Source organism: Mycobacteroides franklinii (assembly GCF_002013895.1).
In the GTDB taxonomy this organism is placed as follows: Bacteria; Actinomycetota; Actinomycetes; order Mycobacteriales; family Mycobacteriaceae; genus Mycobacterium; species Mycobacterium franklinii.
Window position 1 is genome coordinate 22,274 of the sequence record NZ_MAFQ01000015.1, and the last position, 15,683, is coordinate 37,956.

Below are 15,683 nucleotides of genomic sequence, written 5' to 3' on the forward strand. Positions count from 1 at the left end.
CGTGAATCACTTAACGCAGGGAACGCCATTCGCGGTGAGCTGACTCAGATCGGTAGGGGTGGGCGCCTGAATGCCCGTGCCCGTGGCGGCAACTGCGGTCATCTTGTCGGCGGGACTGGCGTCTGCCGACGAGCCGCTCTTCGCCCCGGCACTGTGATGCGCGATGTAGTCGTCCACGGGGAGTTGCGACCCCACGGTCAGTTGGACGGTTCCGGGTGCGACCGCACCGGATTCCGCCATCGGCAGGTGCAGTTGATCGGCGAGGGCCTGCGCTCCCTCTTGCGCATCCGATCCGTAGACAATGGAGCTCTCCGTTGACTGGGTTTCCGCCGTGGACGCGCGGCCACGGGTGAATCCACGCGCCGTGAAGGCATCCTCGACCGCGGCTGCCAGCCCGTCGCGCGATGTCGCGTTGACAACATTGAGCACCACGGGCGCCGCAAGCGGTGGCGGCGGGGAAGCCGCGCCGGCACTGGGCGCCTCGGGCGCGGCATCGGAAGAGAAGCGGTCGTGCACGATCTGCCGGACCGTCGGGAGATCGACGATGTTGACGTCCGAACCGTTCGAATCCTCGCCGAAGTCGGAGATGGGCAGCGTGTAGAAGGACGTCGGCCTCTTGGTCAATTCCGAGGCGCGCGCGGCGAAATCGACAATGTTCAGGCCGGAATCGATCGCGACATTGTCGTGGGCGACGTTCACGATGTTCCGTATCGCGCCGGGGTCCGACATCGCCCCGCCCTTGCGCACCGCGGCCAGAAGCGATACCAGGAATGCCTGTTGACGACGGGTTCGGTCCATATCCGTGAATGACCCGTCGTTTTCATCCCGCCGCTGCCTGACGAAGGCCATCGCCTGAGATGCGTCGATCTGTTGAACGCCTTCGTGGAAGTTGGCGCCGGAAAACTCATCGATCGTGTCGTGGTTGAGGCACACCGTGATCGGCTGCACAGTCTTGGCGATCTGAAAGAACGCGGCGAGTGTCACTTCAATGAAGTGATCGATCTGCACACCCAGGAAGTCACTCACGGTGTCGATCTCGGCCTTGCGCCCCGCCTCACGGGCGGCCTGTTCACGCGCGGTCAGATCTTTGGCGCCCGCGGCATCTGAGTTGCCGTTCGCCTGCGCATCCAGCGCCTGCTGGTAGGCAAATCCGTAGGCCTGCTTGACCTTGCCTTTGCAGACCGACCCGGGGCAGCCCGACAGATTCACATAGTCATCACGCGGGATCGATACCGCACTGATGGGACCGCCATTGCCGGGAATATGCACCACAATCAGCACATTCGCGTTGTACCCACCCGATGTCTCGTCACCGGCGTGCAGCGCGTCGTACATCTCCTGCGGCAGCGGCTGCCCGTTCTGGTCAAGCCTGCTATCAAGCCCCATGAGCAGAATGTTCTGGTCCTGACCGACGGGAGTGAGCACTCCAGGCAGCACATGCGACGTGATGATCTGCCCCACCGTGGTGTTGTACCCAGCCCAGCCAAAACCCGTGATGGCCATGACAAATGCGGCAGCCGTACCGACAACCAGGCGGCCCTTCGACAGCACCCAGCGCTGCGACTGGTCAGACTGTAGCTTGCCCATAACAATTGACCATTGTTCTGCAATAGTCGTCCAAAACCCGACAACCGGGCATCGGATTCTCCGGCGAGTCCTCCAGCTGTGAGGTGGTTGTGGATCTGGTACGGCCGCCCGCTAATCCGTACGGGTGAGTCCCAGCACCGGAATCACCCGGGTGGTCTTACGTTCGTATTCGGTGGTACTACAACACGCCGGCAATGACATTGGCGCGAAATGTCAGTCTTATTGACATCATTTCAATCGACGCAGGAAATCCCCGACCAGGCCGTCGAGGAAGGCGTCATCCACCGCTTCGCCGGTCACAATGACGCGGTAGTACAACGGCGCCACCAGCTGTTCAGCCAGGCGAGCAACATCCACGTCGGCAGGCAATTCCCCTCGCGCCACCGCGCGGGCGAGCGGAATCTGGTCGCGAGCCTGCTGTTCACGCAGATAGCGAGCCCGGAATGTATCCGCGAGCTGTGCGTCATGCTGCGACTGACCAATCAGGGCGCGGAACACCGCACCCGCATCATCGGTCGTCAGAAATTGCGCGGTGGCGCCCAGATGGTGCCGCAGGTCGGTGGCCAGACCGCCAAGATCCGGTGGGTCCAGCTGGGACGCGGCGTCTTCGAGGAAGACATCCATCAGTACCTCGGCCTTTGAACTCCACCATCGGTAGACGGTCTGTTTGGCCACGCCCGCCGCCTTGGCTATGCCCTCCATGGTGACCCCGGCATAGCCCTTGGCCACCAGCAGATCGTCGGCGGCGTGAATGACCGCCTCACGCGCGGTCTCGCTGCGGCCATGTCGGTTGCCGAAGTGACGGCGCGAGTCGTCTACCCCCTGGGGCCTCGCCATCTCATTCACGACATCCATCGAATCACCACCCTAGACTAGACGATACGTTGCGTCTATTCTAGGAATCATGACCACAACACTTCACGAACCTGAATTCGCAACGATCGTCGACCGGCTCTTCCAGAACGCTTCGCACGATGCGGTTCCCGTGGACCGCGACACCTTCCACAAAAAGTCCGTCGAAGAACGTGCCGAGCTCTTCCAGAACGTCTACGTTCCGATCGCACCCGATGCCGGACGACTCCTCTACAGCCTGATCCGTGCCACCAAGCCGAAGACCATCGTCGAGTACGGACTCTCCTATGGGATCTCGACTCTGCATTCGGCCGCGGCCGTTCGTGACAACGGTTTTGGCCGCGTCATCACGACCGAGCTCAACAGGGCGAAAATCGCCGCTTCACGTGCGACCTTCGCCGACGCCGGGGTGTCCGACCTCATCACCATCCTGGAAGGCGACGCTCGTGAAACCCTGAAAGCCGTTGACGGACCGATCGAATTTCTGCTGCTGGACGGCTGGCCGGATCTTGACCTCCCGATCCTGAAGATCCTGGAAGACAAGTTGGCCCCGGGCGCGCTGGTGATCGCCGACAACGTTGGATTCGAAAGCAGCAAACCATATTTGGAGTACATCCGGACGCCGGAAAACGGCTATGTGAGCGTGGCCTCTCCGATCGGGGAATGCATGGAGCTCAGCTGCCGTTGTGCGTAGCGGTGAAATCTCACAGAAGCGTTGGCGGCGGTCGTCTCGCCAAAGTCTCCCGCCGCCAACGCCTTCAGAACCACTCCAGGAAGGTGTGGCATGTTCCAATCTACCCTCGGCTTGTCGGCCGCGGCGTGTACTTCTCTCGCGTTGCTGTGCGCGCCGCCCGCCTCCGCAGGACCTCAATCTCCTCAGAAACCCAGCGAACTCGGTGCTGAGCTCCAATCGCAGGGCTATAAAGTTCAGTACGAGCGAATTGGCAACTGCGCCTTGGATGCCGGATCGGTGGTCGGCACTCGGATAGGTCCGGCGGTATGGGCGGACACCACCACACAGACCAAGGCCGGTGGCGGCGTTGGTGATGGTCCCGGCACCCGCGGAGGCGTCACCTGGTCCCATGACATCGACCACCAGATCGCCTACATCACGGTGGCATGCAAGCGCGCAGCGAAATGAACTGTGCACACTGAAGGCTCCGGGCGGTAGAAATCGTGTCGGAAGTCCGCAAATAATCAGATGCGCGAGCTGTCGCCGGGAGCTACTATGCGTCAAATCTACAGTGACGCAAGGTAGCTGGCGATGCTCGATACACAGGACTTCACGTTCGGGATCACGAGGGATGGATGTCGCCGGCGACGCCTCCTGGCGTTGACGTTCGACCCTCAGCGCCCGACACCGACTGGCCGGATCACGTACGCCCCGGCATTTGAGGTCTGACGTTTCTATGCTGGCGACGTGAGCAGGAGCGAAACCGTGCCGACTATACGGGTCAGTGTCGTCATATTGCGCGACGATCGAGGAGCGGTCCTGACCGTTCGTAAACGCGGGAGTAGCCGGTTCATGTTGCCGGGCGGGAAGCCCGACCCGGGCGAAAGCGCCGCGGAAACCGCCGTGCGCGAGGTTCGCGAAGAACTCTCGATAGATCTGGAACCCACCGCACTGCAACCGATCGGAGTGTTTCGAGCCGCAGCCGCGAACGAACCCGGATTCGATGTTGAGTCAACGGTGTTCGCGCATCCGCCGCTACCGGTCAGTCAGCCCGCCGCCGAAATCGAAGAACTGCGCTGGCAGCTACTCGACGAGCCGTACCCCACAGATCTGGCGCCGCTGCTCACAGAACACGTGCTTCCCATCCTGTCCGGGAAGCGGCCAAGACCGTAGCGGCCCCACAGTCACTACAGAGTTGCGTCCAGTTGCCCTAGCCGGTCGGTAAGTCGCAGATTCTCTGAGTAGTCAACCGGGCAGGCGATCAGTGAAACGCCGTCATCGTCAAGAGCGGCTTGCAACGTCGGCTGTAATTGGTCGGCGGCGGTGATGCGGTAGCCCTTGGCTCCGAAGCTCTCCGCGTAGGAAACGATGTCGGGGTTGGTGAACGAGACATGATGGTGTTCGCCAAGTTCGAGGTCCATCTTCCATTCGATGAGCCCGTAGCCCCCGTCCTCCCAGATCAGCACCACCAGCGGAATCCGCTCGCGTACGGCAGTCTCGATTTCCTGCGAGTTCATCAGGAATGCCCCGTCACCCGCGACGGCGAGCACCTTCGCGTCGGGACGGGCCAGCTTGACACCGAGTGCTCCGGGCAACGCGAAACCCATGGTGGACAAGCCATTGGACACAAGACAGGTGTTGGGCTCGTAGGTCGGGTAAAGACGCGCCATCCACATCTTGGTAGCGCCGGTATCGACAAGCACGATGTCGCTACGGCCCAGGGTGGCCCGGATATCGGCCACGATCCGCTGTGGCGCCATGGGAAATCGTGAATCCTGCTGTCCCCGAGCGAATTCCTCGACCAGCAGGGCGGATCCGGGAGCGGACTTGCAGTCGAACCGATGTCCGGCCAGGTCATCGGTGAGCGCGTTGACCGACGCGCTGATATCGCCGATGATTCCCACCGACACCGAGTAGTGTGCATCGACTTCGGCCGGGAACCTATGGATGTGGATGATCTCCTTGTCACCGAGCGGGTTGATCCGGACGGGGTCGAACTCTTGCAGCTCATACCCCACCGCGACAATCACATCGGCGTGCTCAAAGCCGAAATTGGCGTAGTCGCGGCGCATGAAACCAACTGTCCCCATGCTATTGGGGTGATCATCGGGCATCGCGCCCTTACCGTGGAAGGTGTTGGCCACCGGCACGCCGAGCTCCTCGGAGAACCGGATGAGTGCTGCGGTCGCATTGCCGCGGGCGGCGCCGTGACCGGCCAGCACCACCGGCCGATGCGCTCGCCGCAGGATATCGACCGCCCGTTGCACCTGGCCGGCCATCGGCGCCTCGGCGTGTACCACATTGCGCGGCAGCGGATTCAGTTCATAATCGGCGCCATCAGCGTCGATATTTTCCGGCACCGCCAGAAAGACGGCCGCCGGCCGTTCGGTCTCCGCGAGTTTGAAGGCCTTGCGGAACATTTCCGGAATCGCGCGGGCGGTGGGAACACCGTCCGCCCAGCGGGTAATCGGGCGGAACATCGCCACCAGGTCCACATACTGATGAGATTCCTTGTAAGCCCGGTCCTGCCCCACCTGGGCTGAGATCGCGACTAGGGGCGTGCTGTTTGTCGATGCGTCGGCGACTCCGAGCTGCAGGTTGATTGCCCCGGGACCCAACGTGGCGGATACCACCCCAGCACGCCCAGTGACCCTGCCATACATTTCCGCCATGAATGCCGCGCCCTGCTCATGACGGGTAAGGATGTAGCGGATGTCCGATGCCGCGAGTGCCTGGATAAACCGGATGTTCTCCTCCCCCGGTATCCCGAAGACCACGGAGACACCCTCGTTTTCCAAACACTTCACCATTAATTGGGCAGCTGTGCTCATCTTTCCTACGGTAGTGGCACGCTAGAGACATGCCTATCGCAACGATCAACCCCGCCACCGGAGAGACGATCAAAACCTTCGTACCAGCGTCCGATGTGGAAATCGACGCTGCCATCGGACGCGCACACGAGCGGTTCAGGCAGTACCGCACAACAAGTTTCGCCGAACGCACGGCCTGGGCGGTAGCCACCGCCGATCTACTGGAGGCGGAGGCCGATGATGTTGCCGCCCTGATGACGCTGGAAATGGGCAAGACTTTGGCCTCGGCTAAGGCCGAGGTACTCAAGTGCGCCAAGGGATTCCGGTTCTACGCGCAGCACGCGCAATCCATGCTCGCTCCGGAATCGGCAGACGCGTTTGCCGTCAAAGCATCACAAGCCTACGCCCAGTACCAACCCCTTGGGGTGGTACTAGCGGTGATGCCGTGGAACTTCCCCCTCTGGCAGGCGGTGCGGTTCGCGGCTCCGGCACTCATGGCGGGCAATGTGGGCCTGCTCAAACATGCATCGAATGTGCCGCAGTCGGCGCTGTACCTCGCCGATGTGATCGCTCGCGGCGGATTTCCCGACGGCTGCTTCCAGACGCTTCTGGTGCCCGCCGGTGCGGTTGAACGGATTCTGCGTGATCCGCGCGTGGCGGCCGCCACGCTCACCGGAAGCGAACCAGCGGGGCGTTCAGTGGCCGCGATTGCCGGCGATGAAGTGAAACCCACCGTGCTGGAACTGGGCGGCAGCGACCCGTTCATCGTGATGCCGTCGGCGGACCTTGAGCAGGCCGTCTCAACCGCGGTCACGGCCAGAGTCCAAAACAACGGCCAATCTTGTATCGCCGCGAAGAGATTCATCGTCCATCGCGATATCTACGATGACTTCCTGTCGCGCTTTGTCGAGAAGATGGCTGCCTTACGCGTCGGCGACCCCACGGACCCGGCCACCGACGTCGGGCCTCTGGCCACCGAGCAGGGACGCGACGAGGTCGACAAGCAGGTCCAGCAGGCCGTCGCGGCCGGCGCCACCGTCCGCTGCGGCGGCGTACGCCCGGATGGCCCAGGGTGGTACTACCCGCCGACCGTCATCACCGATATCACCCAGGACATGCCAATATTCGGCGAAGAGGTGTTCGGTCCGGTCGCCTCGGTCTACCGCGCAACCGACATCGACGAAGCGATCGAGATCGCCAACGCCACGTCTTTCGGCCTGGGCTCCAACGCCTGGACACGCGAAGAAGCCGAGCAACAACGCTTCATCAACGAGCTCGACGCCGGACAGGTCTTCATCAACGGTATGACGGTGTCCTACCCGGAGGTCCCCTTCGGCGGCATCAAACGCTCGGGGTACGGCCGCGAACTCTCGGCCCATGGCATCCGCGAGTTCTGCAATATCAAGACGGTCTGGATCGCCTGAATCTGCCCGACGCTAAACAGAAGACCCCCCGAATATCGGGGGGTCTTCTCTTGTGGAGCTGCCGGGAATTGAACCCGCTGATTAGAGCCTATCGACGCAGGTCAGAATAGATTTCCGGCCAGTGGACAAACGTGATCTAACGCGATCTGACGTGGGAAAACGCGGCGGCATGTTGCATGATGCAACAGCGACGTTTTCCTATGCCTTCTCGCCAGTTCATTTGACGGGTTATGGTCACACCCAAGACCACTTCGGGGAGGTTGCCATGACGGGGGCATTCAGCGCCCAGACCAGCGAGATGCTGAGCGCATCGGACCTTGCCGCGGACGCGTCCACTGATCTGAAAAATGAGCTCGAGCGAATCACGCACGCCTGGGAAGACCTCTCCAGCACGTGGGAGGGCCGAGCGGCCAGCGCCTACCGTCCCGAGTGGGACACCTGGACCGAGGGCGCCACCAAGGTCATCGAGGCGTTGAATGGCGTTGCAAAGCTCTTGGCGCAGCACGCTTATCAATTCACCGACGTCGATACCGGCAGCAGCAGCAACATCTCTTCGGTGGGTCCGTAAATGGCCGATGATCATCGATACCGGGTCGACCTCGAGGCCCTAGAGCACTTCGCGGACCAGCTCGCAGCGTTCGACCGCGCAGCCGAGAAGCGCGCCAATGATGTAGATCGCCGGATCCGGGACCTGCACACCACCTGGACTGGCGCCGACGCGGAGGCGCAGAAGAAGTACCACCAGGAATGGCTGGAGGGCATCGCGCAGATGCGCAAAGCGGAGGAGGAACTCGAAGAGGCCGCCCGAAAGTCGCACTTCCAGTACACCCAGGCGATTGCCCACAACCGGAAGATGTGGCCGCCGGCGTGATCATCTTCGATATCGGGGTCGTGCAGGACGCTGCCTGGAAGTTCGGGAACATGGGCGGCCTGTTCAAGGGGAAAGTCACCGCGGCTGGCGAGAGGCTGGCCGACTCGGCGGGTATGGCTGGCACCGACTCCGCGGGGCAGAAATTCGCCAAGGAGTACGACGCCTTGGCCAAAGAAGCGTTGACGCTCGGAGCCACCTCGGTCAACGCGGTACTGAAGGCTGCTGACCTGCTGGATGCGACGGCGCATAACCATGGCGCCGCGGATTCACCAACTGTGGTGCCCGAGAAGTACAAGCACCTGTTTCCGCCCGGGTGGACACCACCGCCGCAGAACAGGTCCGCAATGCAGGCGCCGACGGCTCCGGGCTCACTGGGCGCGAAGGCTGCGCCGGGCTGGTGGGAGAGCATCAAGGATCACGTTGAAGGCGCCGTATGGCCCAACGGTGATCCGGAGAAGCTACGGAACGCCGCCAACACGTGGAACACGCTGGCCAACGAAATCAGCGACCTAGCGTTTCAGGTCGATGCCCCCGGCTACGGTCAATCAGCTTCCGGCGATGGGCCTATGGGGCAGGTTGATTCTCAGGTCTCCCCCGAAATCCCCGATGTGATGGCCAACCTGCAGAAGGCCCGCGACGGCTTGGACGATACCGCCACCGCGTTCCACGCAGCGGGCATGGCGTGCTTTCACTACGCGCAGAACATCGACGATGTCCACGACAAGATCTCCAATGAAATCATCATGCTCGCGGCCACCGTGGGGATTGTGGAGGTGGCGGCTGCCATCCTGGTTCCGATAACCGCCGGCGCCAGTGAGGCAGCATCCAAGATTGTTGACGTGGCCCGGCTGGAGGAAGCTGGACGCAAAATCGCCGTGATGATTCGCGAGTTCATCGCCCTGGCCGAAACGTCTACTTTTCCTACTGTGGCTGCGGCAGCGCAAGCGGTAAGCGCTGCCGGCCGAGTGGAATCGCTTGCCGGCGCCAATGTTTCATTGCTAGCCGCCGAAGAAGCGGGGCTACTTAGCGGCGAAGTCGCCGGCAGTCTGGACTGGCTGTATCCGCGCCCCTACTTGAGAGTGGGAACCAAGCGCGCTATCGAAGATGCGACGATGAAAACCGACGGCGGGAAGTACTATGTCGTCAACTCGGACAAGTCGGTTCGGGTCTTGGTGGACCGCAATGCCAGCTACGGTCCAGATGTTCTAGGGCTTCCGAAAACCGCCGATGGTAAGTACTTCATCGATTCCAACGGGATCAAGTATCCAGTCGACTCAAAGTGGGACTTCGGGCACAAGTTCGGTGATGAGTTCAAGACGCTGCAGCGGCAAGCTGCCGATGAGCACTGGTCACGGCAGCGGTGGAATGATGCAATGAACAACCCCGATCTCTACGAGATCCAGGACATCCCTGGGAACCGCAGTCACCGATACGAGAAGCCGTAATGAACGGAGCAACGATGCCGAGGATGGGGCGAGCAGGCGTCCATGACCGTGACGAATACGGACGTACGCCATTGCATTACGCAGTACTAGACGGGCCCGAAGGGTCCGAGAACGACTGGAAACTGACCGACCCGGCCGAGCGTGAAGAAGCCCGCAAACGCACAACCGACTACCGACTGGCCAATTGCGAACGTCTCATCGCCAGTGGTGCCGATGTCAACGCGAGAGAAGGCGAGAACTGGACCCCGTTGCATTTCGCCGCGCGCACGAACAGTCCGGAAGTGGTCAAGCTGCTCTTGGATTCTGGAGCCGATATCGACGCGATCAATGGACGGGGCGAGACGCCGATAACGATCGCACTCGGTAGCACGAAGGCATCGGGAACCGCGGTCCTGGAACTGCTGCGGGAACGGGGAGCCAACCTATCGCTGAAGGGCGACAACGGGGTGAGTGCTATCCAGTTCGCCAAGATGGTGGAAGACCCCACGGTAAACCACATTCTCGGCCTCTAAACCTCAACCGCTCCTCCCTGAAACACGAAAAAGCCCCCGGCTCAACCATGCTGGGGAAGCACGGGAGCCGGGGGCGTCTCAACCCGCCTAGGGCGGGGTCTGTGGGGCTGCTATCGGTTCTGGATCCTGCGCAGTGTGATGACGAGGCGAGTCAGCGAATAGGCCAGCGCGGTATAGAGGACGGCGCGCACCTGTTCACGGCCCGGGTACGACAGGTGTGTCCATTCTGATAGCGCGATCTGCGCCAGCAGCCCTGAGAGCCACAGATACGTCCACGCGAGCACCTTTCCGACTTCCGTTGTGCGCCAATTGGACCAGCCCATGTACAGCAGCGTGAACAGGCAGGCGAGCAGCGCAGACGTGGTGATCGCGAGCGTTACTCCGTAGGGGTCGGTCAGCACCGCAGCGACGGACAGTCCAAGGATGGCGGTCGGATGCAGCCACCGGCGGATTCTCATGCGGTCCCATACTTTCTGCGCATCGAGCGTTCGATGGCGTCGGCGAACCCATTCGCCGCGATGAGCGCCTCAGCGCGGTCGCACAGCTCGTTCGCGCTGTCCAGTTTCCGTTGTGCATCCGCGTCGGCCTGACGGGCGGCATCGACGCCCGAGCGGTCGCCCAGCCATCGCTTGAAACGTCGGACCGTCATGTCTGCTCCCGCAGTCCCTCGATGGCATGTACTGCCAAGCGGGCCGGCGCGGCCAGCTTGTCCACGGTCTCGTCCAACTTGCCGTTCGTCTTGCGCAACCAGGCAATCTCGTCATCCCTCTGCGCGAGTTCTCGCTCATGGGTACGCCGGGGCACGAGCCGACCGGTGATCACCATCCATACCTGTTGAATGGCAATGGCCATGAACGCACCGGCGAACATGAAGTCATCGGGCGAGTTGAGCAATGGTGACATCGGCCCCAGCGATACCGAACCCATTTACTGGCCGTCGGTGGGGCCGGTGCGCCGGTCGGCGATGAGCTTGGTGGTGGATAGTCCGGCGGTGATCAGGCCGGCGCCGGTGACGATCCAAGTCAGGCCCTCGGAGCTTTGAAGCTGATCGAGCGCGACGAGCACCGCCACTGCGATGATGAAGGTGAGCAGTGCGGCGGCGTGAATCGCCAACCGCACATTGTCGTTGGGCATGGGCATGGTTGATGTCCTCTCGGGGTTGTGGATAACCGATTCGGTGAATTCGACAGTTGGGCTTACCGTGAGGGAGTTCCCTGCGCGCTCTCCTCGCGCGGGGCCGATCTACGCGGCGAGGGCAGGGGTGCGAGTGCACCAGTCGCGGACGTGCTGAATAGCCAGACCGAGATACGTTTGGCCGGGCCACACTTCGGCGAACTCGTAGGTGATGTGCGCCCTGGTGGGCGGGGAATCCAGCGCGAACGTCAATGCGATCTGCCCCGCCTTGGCCGCCGCTGCGGTGCCGGTCAGGGTGTCGGGGTTGCCGCCACCAATGAGCCCGCCGAGAGCACCGGTCAGCAGTGGTAACCCCCAACCGATCAGCCCGGGGATACCGGCCGCCAGCGCGCCGAGCGCATCGGGGATGCCAATACCGGCGTCCGCCGCGATCTGCGGGATGACCGGAATGATTTGGCGGGCAGTCTCTATCGGATCGCTGAATTCGACGTGGGTAACCATGTCGAACGCGTCCTGCATGATCTTGCCGGTGGCGCCCTTGGGCACGCGCCCGTACATGTCCGGCCGGTTGGGGTCGCTGACGTTGGTGAGCCAGCAGTGTCGGTAGTCGGTGGGGTCGCCGAACAGCCAGCTTGAGATACCGTGCCCGCCCGGGTCGATGCCTCCGTAGAACGATCCACCCTCGGGCCGGGTCGGGTCACCGAGGGAAAATGAACACAGATAGTTGTCCGGGTAGTTGGCGAGCACCCATTGCCGCAGTAATGCCGCCACGACCGCGCCGGCCGAGTAGCCGCCGATCACCGCTTTCATGTTCGGGTTAGCCGTTCTGCGCCGTGTGAATTCAGCTTTGGCAGCGGTGAACGCTTCCTGCACGGCCCGCCACATGGACGGGTCGCCGAACCCTCCCGAGGCTCCAACGGGGATGCCGCCCATGGTGGCTGCCCACGGGGTGTTGATCTCTTCGACGAGATCGGCCGCGCCTTGGCAGACGCGGCTGACGTAGTCCTGACCGATGATGCCGCCGGTACCGCGGAACACGAATGCCGGATGCCGGGGCCCAGTAGGCGCCGGTGTGCTGGGGCTTGCATCAAGCAACCCGAGCTGTTTCTTGGTGGCCCAGTCGAACGCGTCACTCGCCGGGTCGAGATCGGGGCCGGGCTTCAGTCCCCTGATGACTTCGGCGTGCCGGTTCACCTTGAACTGGTGTTGCGCCGCCAGATAGTCAGCATCAAGTACCTCGCTGGTGGTGCCCTTGAGCGTGGCTCCATAGCTGAACCGGGACAGGTGCTTACGTGCGAACGGGAGTAGCGGATCGGAGTCGCCAGGCTTGCTCGGTGGTGTCCAGGCCATCAGGCACCAACCTTTCGCATGATCGCGGCCATGCCGGCGCGCAGCGTGCGCCGCTGGCCTTGGGCGTTGCGCCCGAGGTCACCGTCTACGCCCCACGCGTCGAGGCCGGGGCCGGTCTGCGCGGCGATGTATTCCAACAGCTCGCGGTCGGTGTAGTCGCCCGGGAACACCTTGACGGGGGGCTGCTCGGGCGCGGTGGGCGACATGAATGCGCGGACGCGGCGCAGGAACTCATCCATCGGGAATCCGTTGCCGGGGTCGGTGTGGCCGCCGCCGCGTGCTCCGAAGTCGCGGTGTCCAACGACGCCCTTGGGCAGGATGGGCCACCCGGACACGCCTCCGTCACCGGCGTAGACGGCCGGGATGCTGAACTGTTGGCACGCGGCTGCGACGGCCTTGGCGCCGCGGGTGAGCATGGCGTCCTCATTGAGCCCGTCGCTGGCGTCGGTTTCCAGCCACTTGCCGGCCAGCCATTCGGCGAAGCTGCCGGCAAAGCAGATGTGTACAGCGATGCTGTTGGCATCGGCTGCGGCCCATGGCCCCTCGACGACGGGCACGGTCTCGATGGTGTCCTTGTCGTCGACATCAAGGTTATACGAGACCGGGTTGTCGGGCTGGGTCTTCCAGCTGTTGTTGGTGAAGTCCGCGAGGTCCACGGCGCTGGCCCTTGCCTGCTGAGTGTGCAACACCACGTAGAGCGTCTGGCTACGCGGTCCGTTGCTGTTGCCAGTGGCGTTGTCGGGGGTGTTCGGGTTGAACCCATGCATCACTTTCGTGATGCCGTAGTCGAATTGTGTTGTGGGCAAGGTAGCTCCTCCGTCGGCGATGGGCCAGAACTTGTCGAGATAAGGCGTGACGGTCGCGATGCGCGATTTGATTTCAGTGAGGTAGGCGCGGCGGCCGTGCTCGTACCAGTACTGCGCGCTCGGCCAGTTCGGCGCTTGCTGCAGCCAGCAGATGTTGAGCCAGATATCGCCATGGCCCGGCGCGGTGCGCTTGGCGTCGAGCTTGTCAAAGAAGGCCTTGACCTGTTCGGAGGCACCACCGAATCGGTTGGGGTAGCTCGCATCCTGTTGTGCAACTCCGTATGTGGTGTGCGTGGGGTCCCAGATCCCTTCGTCCCACGCGGACTCTTGGTAGAGCGCCGACATTTCGGCCAGGCATTCCTCGCGAGCATGACCGCGCGCCTTGGCTTCTGCGACGATGATCTGGGCTACTTGGTCTTTCGTGGTCATGGGTGGTTCACCATCCGTGCTTACCGTGGCTGATACGTGGGTCGTAGTTGTCCATTCGGTCACTGAGGTAGTGCGATGCCCACCAGCCGAGGGGAAATGCCGCTCCCCCTATGACGAGGCACAGCCCGCTCACGGCGAGCAGTTGACGGGGTGTCACTGTCCGCCCTTGAATCGGGCTTTGGGGGTGATGTCGAAGTTCACCGGGTTCGATCCGATGGTCATGCTTTGATCCAGGGCGTGACCGCGCAGGAATTTTGAGCCGTTCCAAACGCCGTACCAGCCAACGACTTTCCCTGCTGGTCCTTGAAGCGTGACGGGGGATCCTTGCGATACGCCATATCCCGCGTCGGCACCAGCGCCGTCTGTAGCCGCTGGCCATGTGGTGTTGCCTGACGCTGGGGTGGTGGCGATCAATCCTGCGCCGGTTGTCCCGGGATCCGATTCGTGCGCGGTGATCTTGTTACCCCGGCCGGTGATGAAGTCGCATCCCGCGCGGTTCTCCTCCGCTGTTGCCGCCATGGTTTCTGCCTTTCACTAGGATTGACGTGCCCTGAATGAGGCTTGGCCGTTGCCGCCCGGTCCACCGCGTGTGCGGGAGCCGAAGATGCCGCCGTTGCCGCCTGCTCCACCGCCACCGGGTGCGGTTCCAGTGCCGCCGTTTCCGGTACCTCCGGCGCCGCCCGTGTAGTTGGTGCCGGCGATCGTTGCGCTGGCAGCGGTTTCGCCGTTCTGGCTCGACGCTTGGCCGGTGCCGCCGGCTGCGGTCTGCGTGGTGCCGTTGATGACGGCGGTTGTGTTGGCGCCCGCCGTGGGTCCGGCGCCGTCGCTGTTGGCGGGCTGCGCCCCGCCGGCCCCTACGGTGCCGGTGATGCTGGACAGGCTCCAAGGAATGTCGACACCGCGGATCAGGGTGCCGCTGATGAGCTGGCCGGATTTACCGCCCTTGCCTGCGGTGCTGACGGCGCCGTTGCCGGTCTGCCCGGATGCGGCACCGGCCCATATTGCGTAGTCGATGATCAGGGACCACTCAGGGATCGGGTAGTTGTAGGCGCCGGTCGCGGTGATGTCGGTGCGCACCGGCGCAACCGGCGAGCGGGCTACCGCGGCGCTGTCGTAGCCGATTCCGTCGTCGTGGCCGGTCAGGTGAACTAGCAGGGCAGCAAGGTCTGTCCCGCTGCTGTCGTCGCGGCCGGTCAGGTGTGCGAGCAGGGCAGCGCTGTCGTAGCCAATTCCGTCGTCACCACCCGCCAGGAAGTACTTCAGGAGCACGGTGCCCGAGCCCTCGCCGATCCCGGTGTCTGCACCGGTGAGGTGCACTAGTAGTGCGGCCTGGTCGCCGCCGAGGCCGTCGTCGCGACCGGTCAGGTGCGCGGCCAGCAAGGCGCGGTCCTCACCGATGCTGTTGTCAGTTGCCGTGAGGTGGGCCAGCAGGCTTGCCGAGTCCCCCCCGATGCCGGTGTCAGTGGCGCCCAGGCGGGGCACCCAGTGCCACTTGCCGCCACTAGTACGCGGCGGTGCAACGGGATTCGGCGACCACTTGCCGCCCGAGCTCCGTGGCGGGATGGTCGGGTTGGGAGACCAGGGCATCTATTCCTCGGCAGAGGGTTCGAGGAATTCGAGGTATTCCTCGGCGCTGCCCTGAACGGTGACGGTGTACGGTCCGGCGAACTTCATTTCGACACCGTCTGCGACGTTGCGCATGCCAAGGGTCAGCGGCTTGAACCATACTTCGGAGCCGTCGGGTCCCTTCGCCTTGATGAACCCGCCTTTGTCCTGTTCGAAATTCATTT

At 63.0% G+C, this 15,683-nt stretch carries 21 protein-coding genes; 8 read left to right on the top strand and 13 right to left on the bottom strand.

What is annotated here, in order from left to right:
- Positions 1-6: 6 nt before the first annotated feature.
- Both B4393_RS22355 and B4393_RS22360 read right to left on the bottom strand, forming a co-directional pair.
- A complete protein-coding gene (locus B4393_RS22355; RefSeq protein WP_070938804.1) occupies positions 7-1,587 on the bottom strand; it encodes an LCP family protein in 1,581 nt (526 codons plus the stop codon).
- 228 nt (positions 1,588-1,815) lie between these two features.
- The gene (locus tag B4393_RS22360; protein WP_109558655.1) at positions 1,816-2,424 is read right to left on the bottom strand and encodes a TetR/AcrR family transcriptional regulator; all 609 of its coding nucleotides are present in this window, start codon (positions 2,422-2,424) and stop codon (positions 1,816-1,818) included.
- A 67-nt stretch (positions 2,425-2,491) separates the two neighbouring features.
- On the opposite strand from B4393_RS22360, the gene B4393_RS22365 reads away from it, so the two are divergent.
- The 3 genes from B4393_RS22365 (at position 2,492) to B4393_RS22375 (ending at position 4,285) form a co-directional block, all read left to right on the top strand.
- Positions 2,492-3,133, top strand: a complete 642-nt coding sequence (locus B4393_RS22365; protein ID WP_070938802.1) for an O-methyltransferase — start codon at positions 2,492-2,494, stop codon at positions 3,131-3,133.
- Positions 3,134-3,223: 90 nt separating this feature from the next.
- Positions 3,224-3,580 (top strand): hypothetical protein, encoded by a 357-nt coding sequence (locus B4393_RS27345; RefSeq protein WP_109420790.1) that lies wholly within the window; start codon positions 3,224-3,226, stop codon positions 3,578-3,580.
- 279 nt (positions 3,581-3,859) lie between these two features.
- Positions 3,860-4,285, top strand: coding sequence for an NUDIX hydrolase (locus B4393_RS22375; RefSeq protein WP_078336032.1), 426 nt, complete (start codon positions 3,860-3,862; stop codon positions 4,283-4,285).
- Positions 4,286-4,299: 14 nt separating this feature from the next.
- On the opposite strand, the gene B4393_RS22380 is transcribed toward B4393_RS22375, so the two are convergent.
- The gene (locus B4393_RS22380; RefSeq protein WP_070938800.1) at positions 4,300-5,943 is read right to left on the bottom strand and encodes an acetolactate synthase large subunit; all 1,644 of its coding nucleotides are present in this window, start codon (positions 5,941-5,943) and stop codon (positions 4,300-4,302) included.
- A 29-nt stretch (positions 5,944-5,972) separates the two neighbouring features.
- Between B4393_RS22380 and B4393_RS22385 the strand changes: the two genes are divergently transcribed.
- The 5 genes from B4393_RS22385 to B4393_RS22405 all read left to right on the top strand — a co-directional run bounded on the left by B4393_RS22385 (position 5,973) and on the right by B4393_RS22405 (position 10,174).
- On the top strand, positions 5,973-7,346 hold the full coding sequence (locus tag B4393_RS22385; protein ID WP_078336033.1) for an NADP-dependent succinic semialdehyde dehydrogenase: 1,374 nt from the start codon (positions 5,973-5,975) through the stop codon (positions 7,344-7,346).
- Between the two features lie 265 nt (positions 7,347-7,611).
- Complete coding sequence (locus tag B4393_RS22390) at positions 7,612-7,914, top strand: WXG100 family type VII secretion target (RefSeq protein ID WP_062912504.1); 303 nt, start codon at positions 7,612-7,614, stop codon at positions 7,912-7,914.
- Positions 7,915-8,217 (top strand): WXG100 family type VII secretion target, encoded by a 303-nt coding sequence (locus tag B4393_RS22395; RefSeq protein WP_062912505.1) that lies wholly within the window; start codon positions 7,915-7,917, stop codon positions 8,215-8,217.
- Positions 8,202-9,662, top strand: a complete 1,461-nt coding sequence (locus B4393_RS22400; protein WP_078336035.1) for a GH-E family nuclease — start codon at positions 8,202-8,204, stop codon at positions 9,660-9,662. Before B4393_RS22395 ends, B4393_RS22400 begins: the two co-directional genes overlap by 16 nt.
- 23 nt (positions 9,663-9,685) lie before the next feature.
- Complete coding sequence (locus tag B4393_RS22405; RefSeq protein ID WP_062912507.1) at positions 9,686-10,174, top strand: ankyrin repeat domain-containing protein; 489 nt, start codon at positions 9,686-9,688, stop codon at positions 10,172-10,174.
- A 110-nt stretch (positions 10,175-10,284) separates the two neighbouring features.
- Here the strand turns inward: B4393_RS22405 and B4393_RS22410 are convergent, their stop codons facing one another.
- The 10 genes from B4393_RS22410 to B4393_RS22450 form a co-directional block, all read right to left on the bottom strand.
- Positions 10,285-10,632, bottom strand: coding sequence for a putative phage holin (locus B4393_RS22410; RefSeq protein WP_062912508.1), 348 nt, complete (start codon positions 10,630-10,632; stop codon positions 10,285-10,287).
- Complete coding sequence (locus tag B4393_RS22415) at positions 10,629-10,823, bottom strand: hypothetical protein (RefSeq protein ID WP_078336037.1); 195 nt, start codon at positions 10,821-10,823, stop codon at positions 10,629-10,631. The genes B4393_RS22410 and B4393_RS22415 overlap by 4 nt, the downstream gene beginning before the upstream one ends.
- Positions 10,820-11,101 (bottom strand): hypothetical protein, encoded by a 282-nt coding sequence (locus B4393_RS22420; RefSeq protein ID WP_062912510.1) that lies wholly within the window; start codon positions 11,099-11,101, stop codon positions 10,820-10,822. Before B4393_RS22420 ends, B4393_RS22415 begins: the two co-directional genes overlap by 4 nt.
- Positions 11,102-11,308 (bottom strand): hypothetical protein, encoded by a 207-nt coding sequence (locus B4393_RS22425; RefSeq protein WP_062912820.1) that lies wholly within the window; start codon positions 11,306-11,308, stop codon positions 11,102-11,104.
- 108 nt (positions 11,309-11,416) lie between these two features.
- Positions 11,417-12,658 (bottom strand): hypothetical protein, encoded by a 1,242-nt coding sequence (locus B4393_RS22430; protein ID WP_078336038.1) that lies wholly within the window; start codon positions 12,656-12,658, stop codon positions 11,417-11,419.
- Positions 12,658-13,893: an N-acetylmuramoyl-L-alanine amidase gene (locus B4393_RS22435; RefSeq protein WP_078336039.1), complete on the bottom strand. Its 1,236-nt coding sequence runs from the start codon at positions 13,891-13,893 to the stop codon at positions 12,658-12,660. The genes B4393_RS22430 and B4393_RS22435 overlap by 1 nt, the downstream gene beginning before the upstream one ends.
- A 7-nt stretch (positions 13,894-13,900) precedes the next feature.
- Positions 13,901-14,050, bottom strand: a complete 150-nt coding sequence (locus B4393_RS27675) for a hypothetical protein (RefSeq protein ID WP_157901321.1) — start codon at positions 14,048-14,050, stop codon at positions 13,901-13,903.
- Positions 14,047-14,412 carry a hypothetical protein gene (locus tag B4393_RS22440; RefSeq protein ID WP_062912512.1) on the bottom strand — a complete coding sequence of 122 codons (366 nt, stop codon included), beginning with the start codon at positions 14,410-14,412 and terminating at the stop codon, positions 14,047-14,049. Before B4393_RS22440 ends, B4393_RS27675 begins: the two co-directional genes overlap by 4 nt.
- A 15-nt stretch (positions 14,413-14,427) precedes the next feature.
- On the bottom strand, positions 14,428-15,480 hold the full coding sequence (locus B4393_RS22445) for a glycine-rich domain-containing protein (RefSeq protein ID WP_078336040.1): 1,053 nt from the start codon (positions 15,478-15,480) through the stop codon (positions 14,428-14,430).
- Positions 15,481-15,681: a hypothetical protein gene (locus B4393_RS22450; RefSeq protein ID WP_078336041.1), complete on the bottom strand. Its 201-nt coding sequence runs from the start codon at positions 15,679-15,681 to the stop codon at positions 15,481-15,483.
- Between the last annotated feature and the right edge of the window lie 2 nt (positions 15,682-15,683).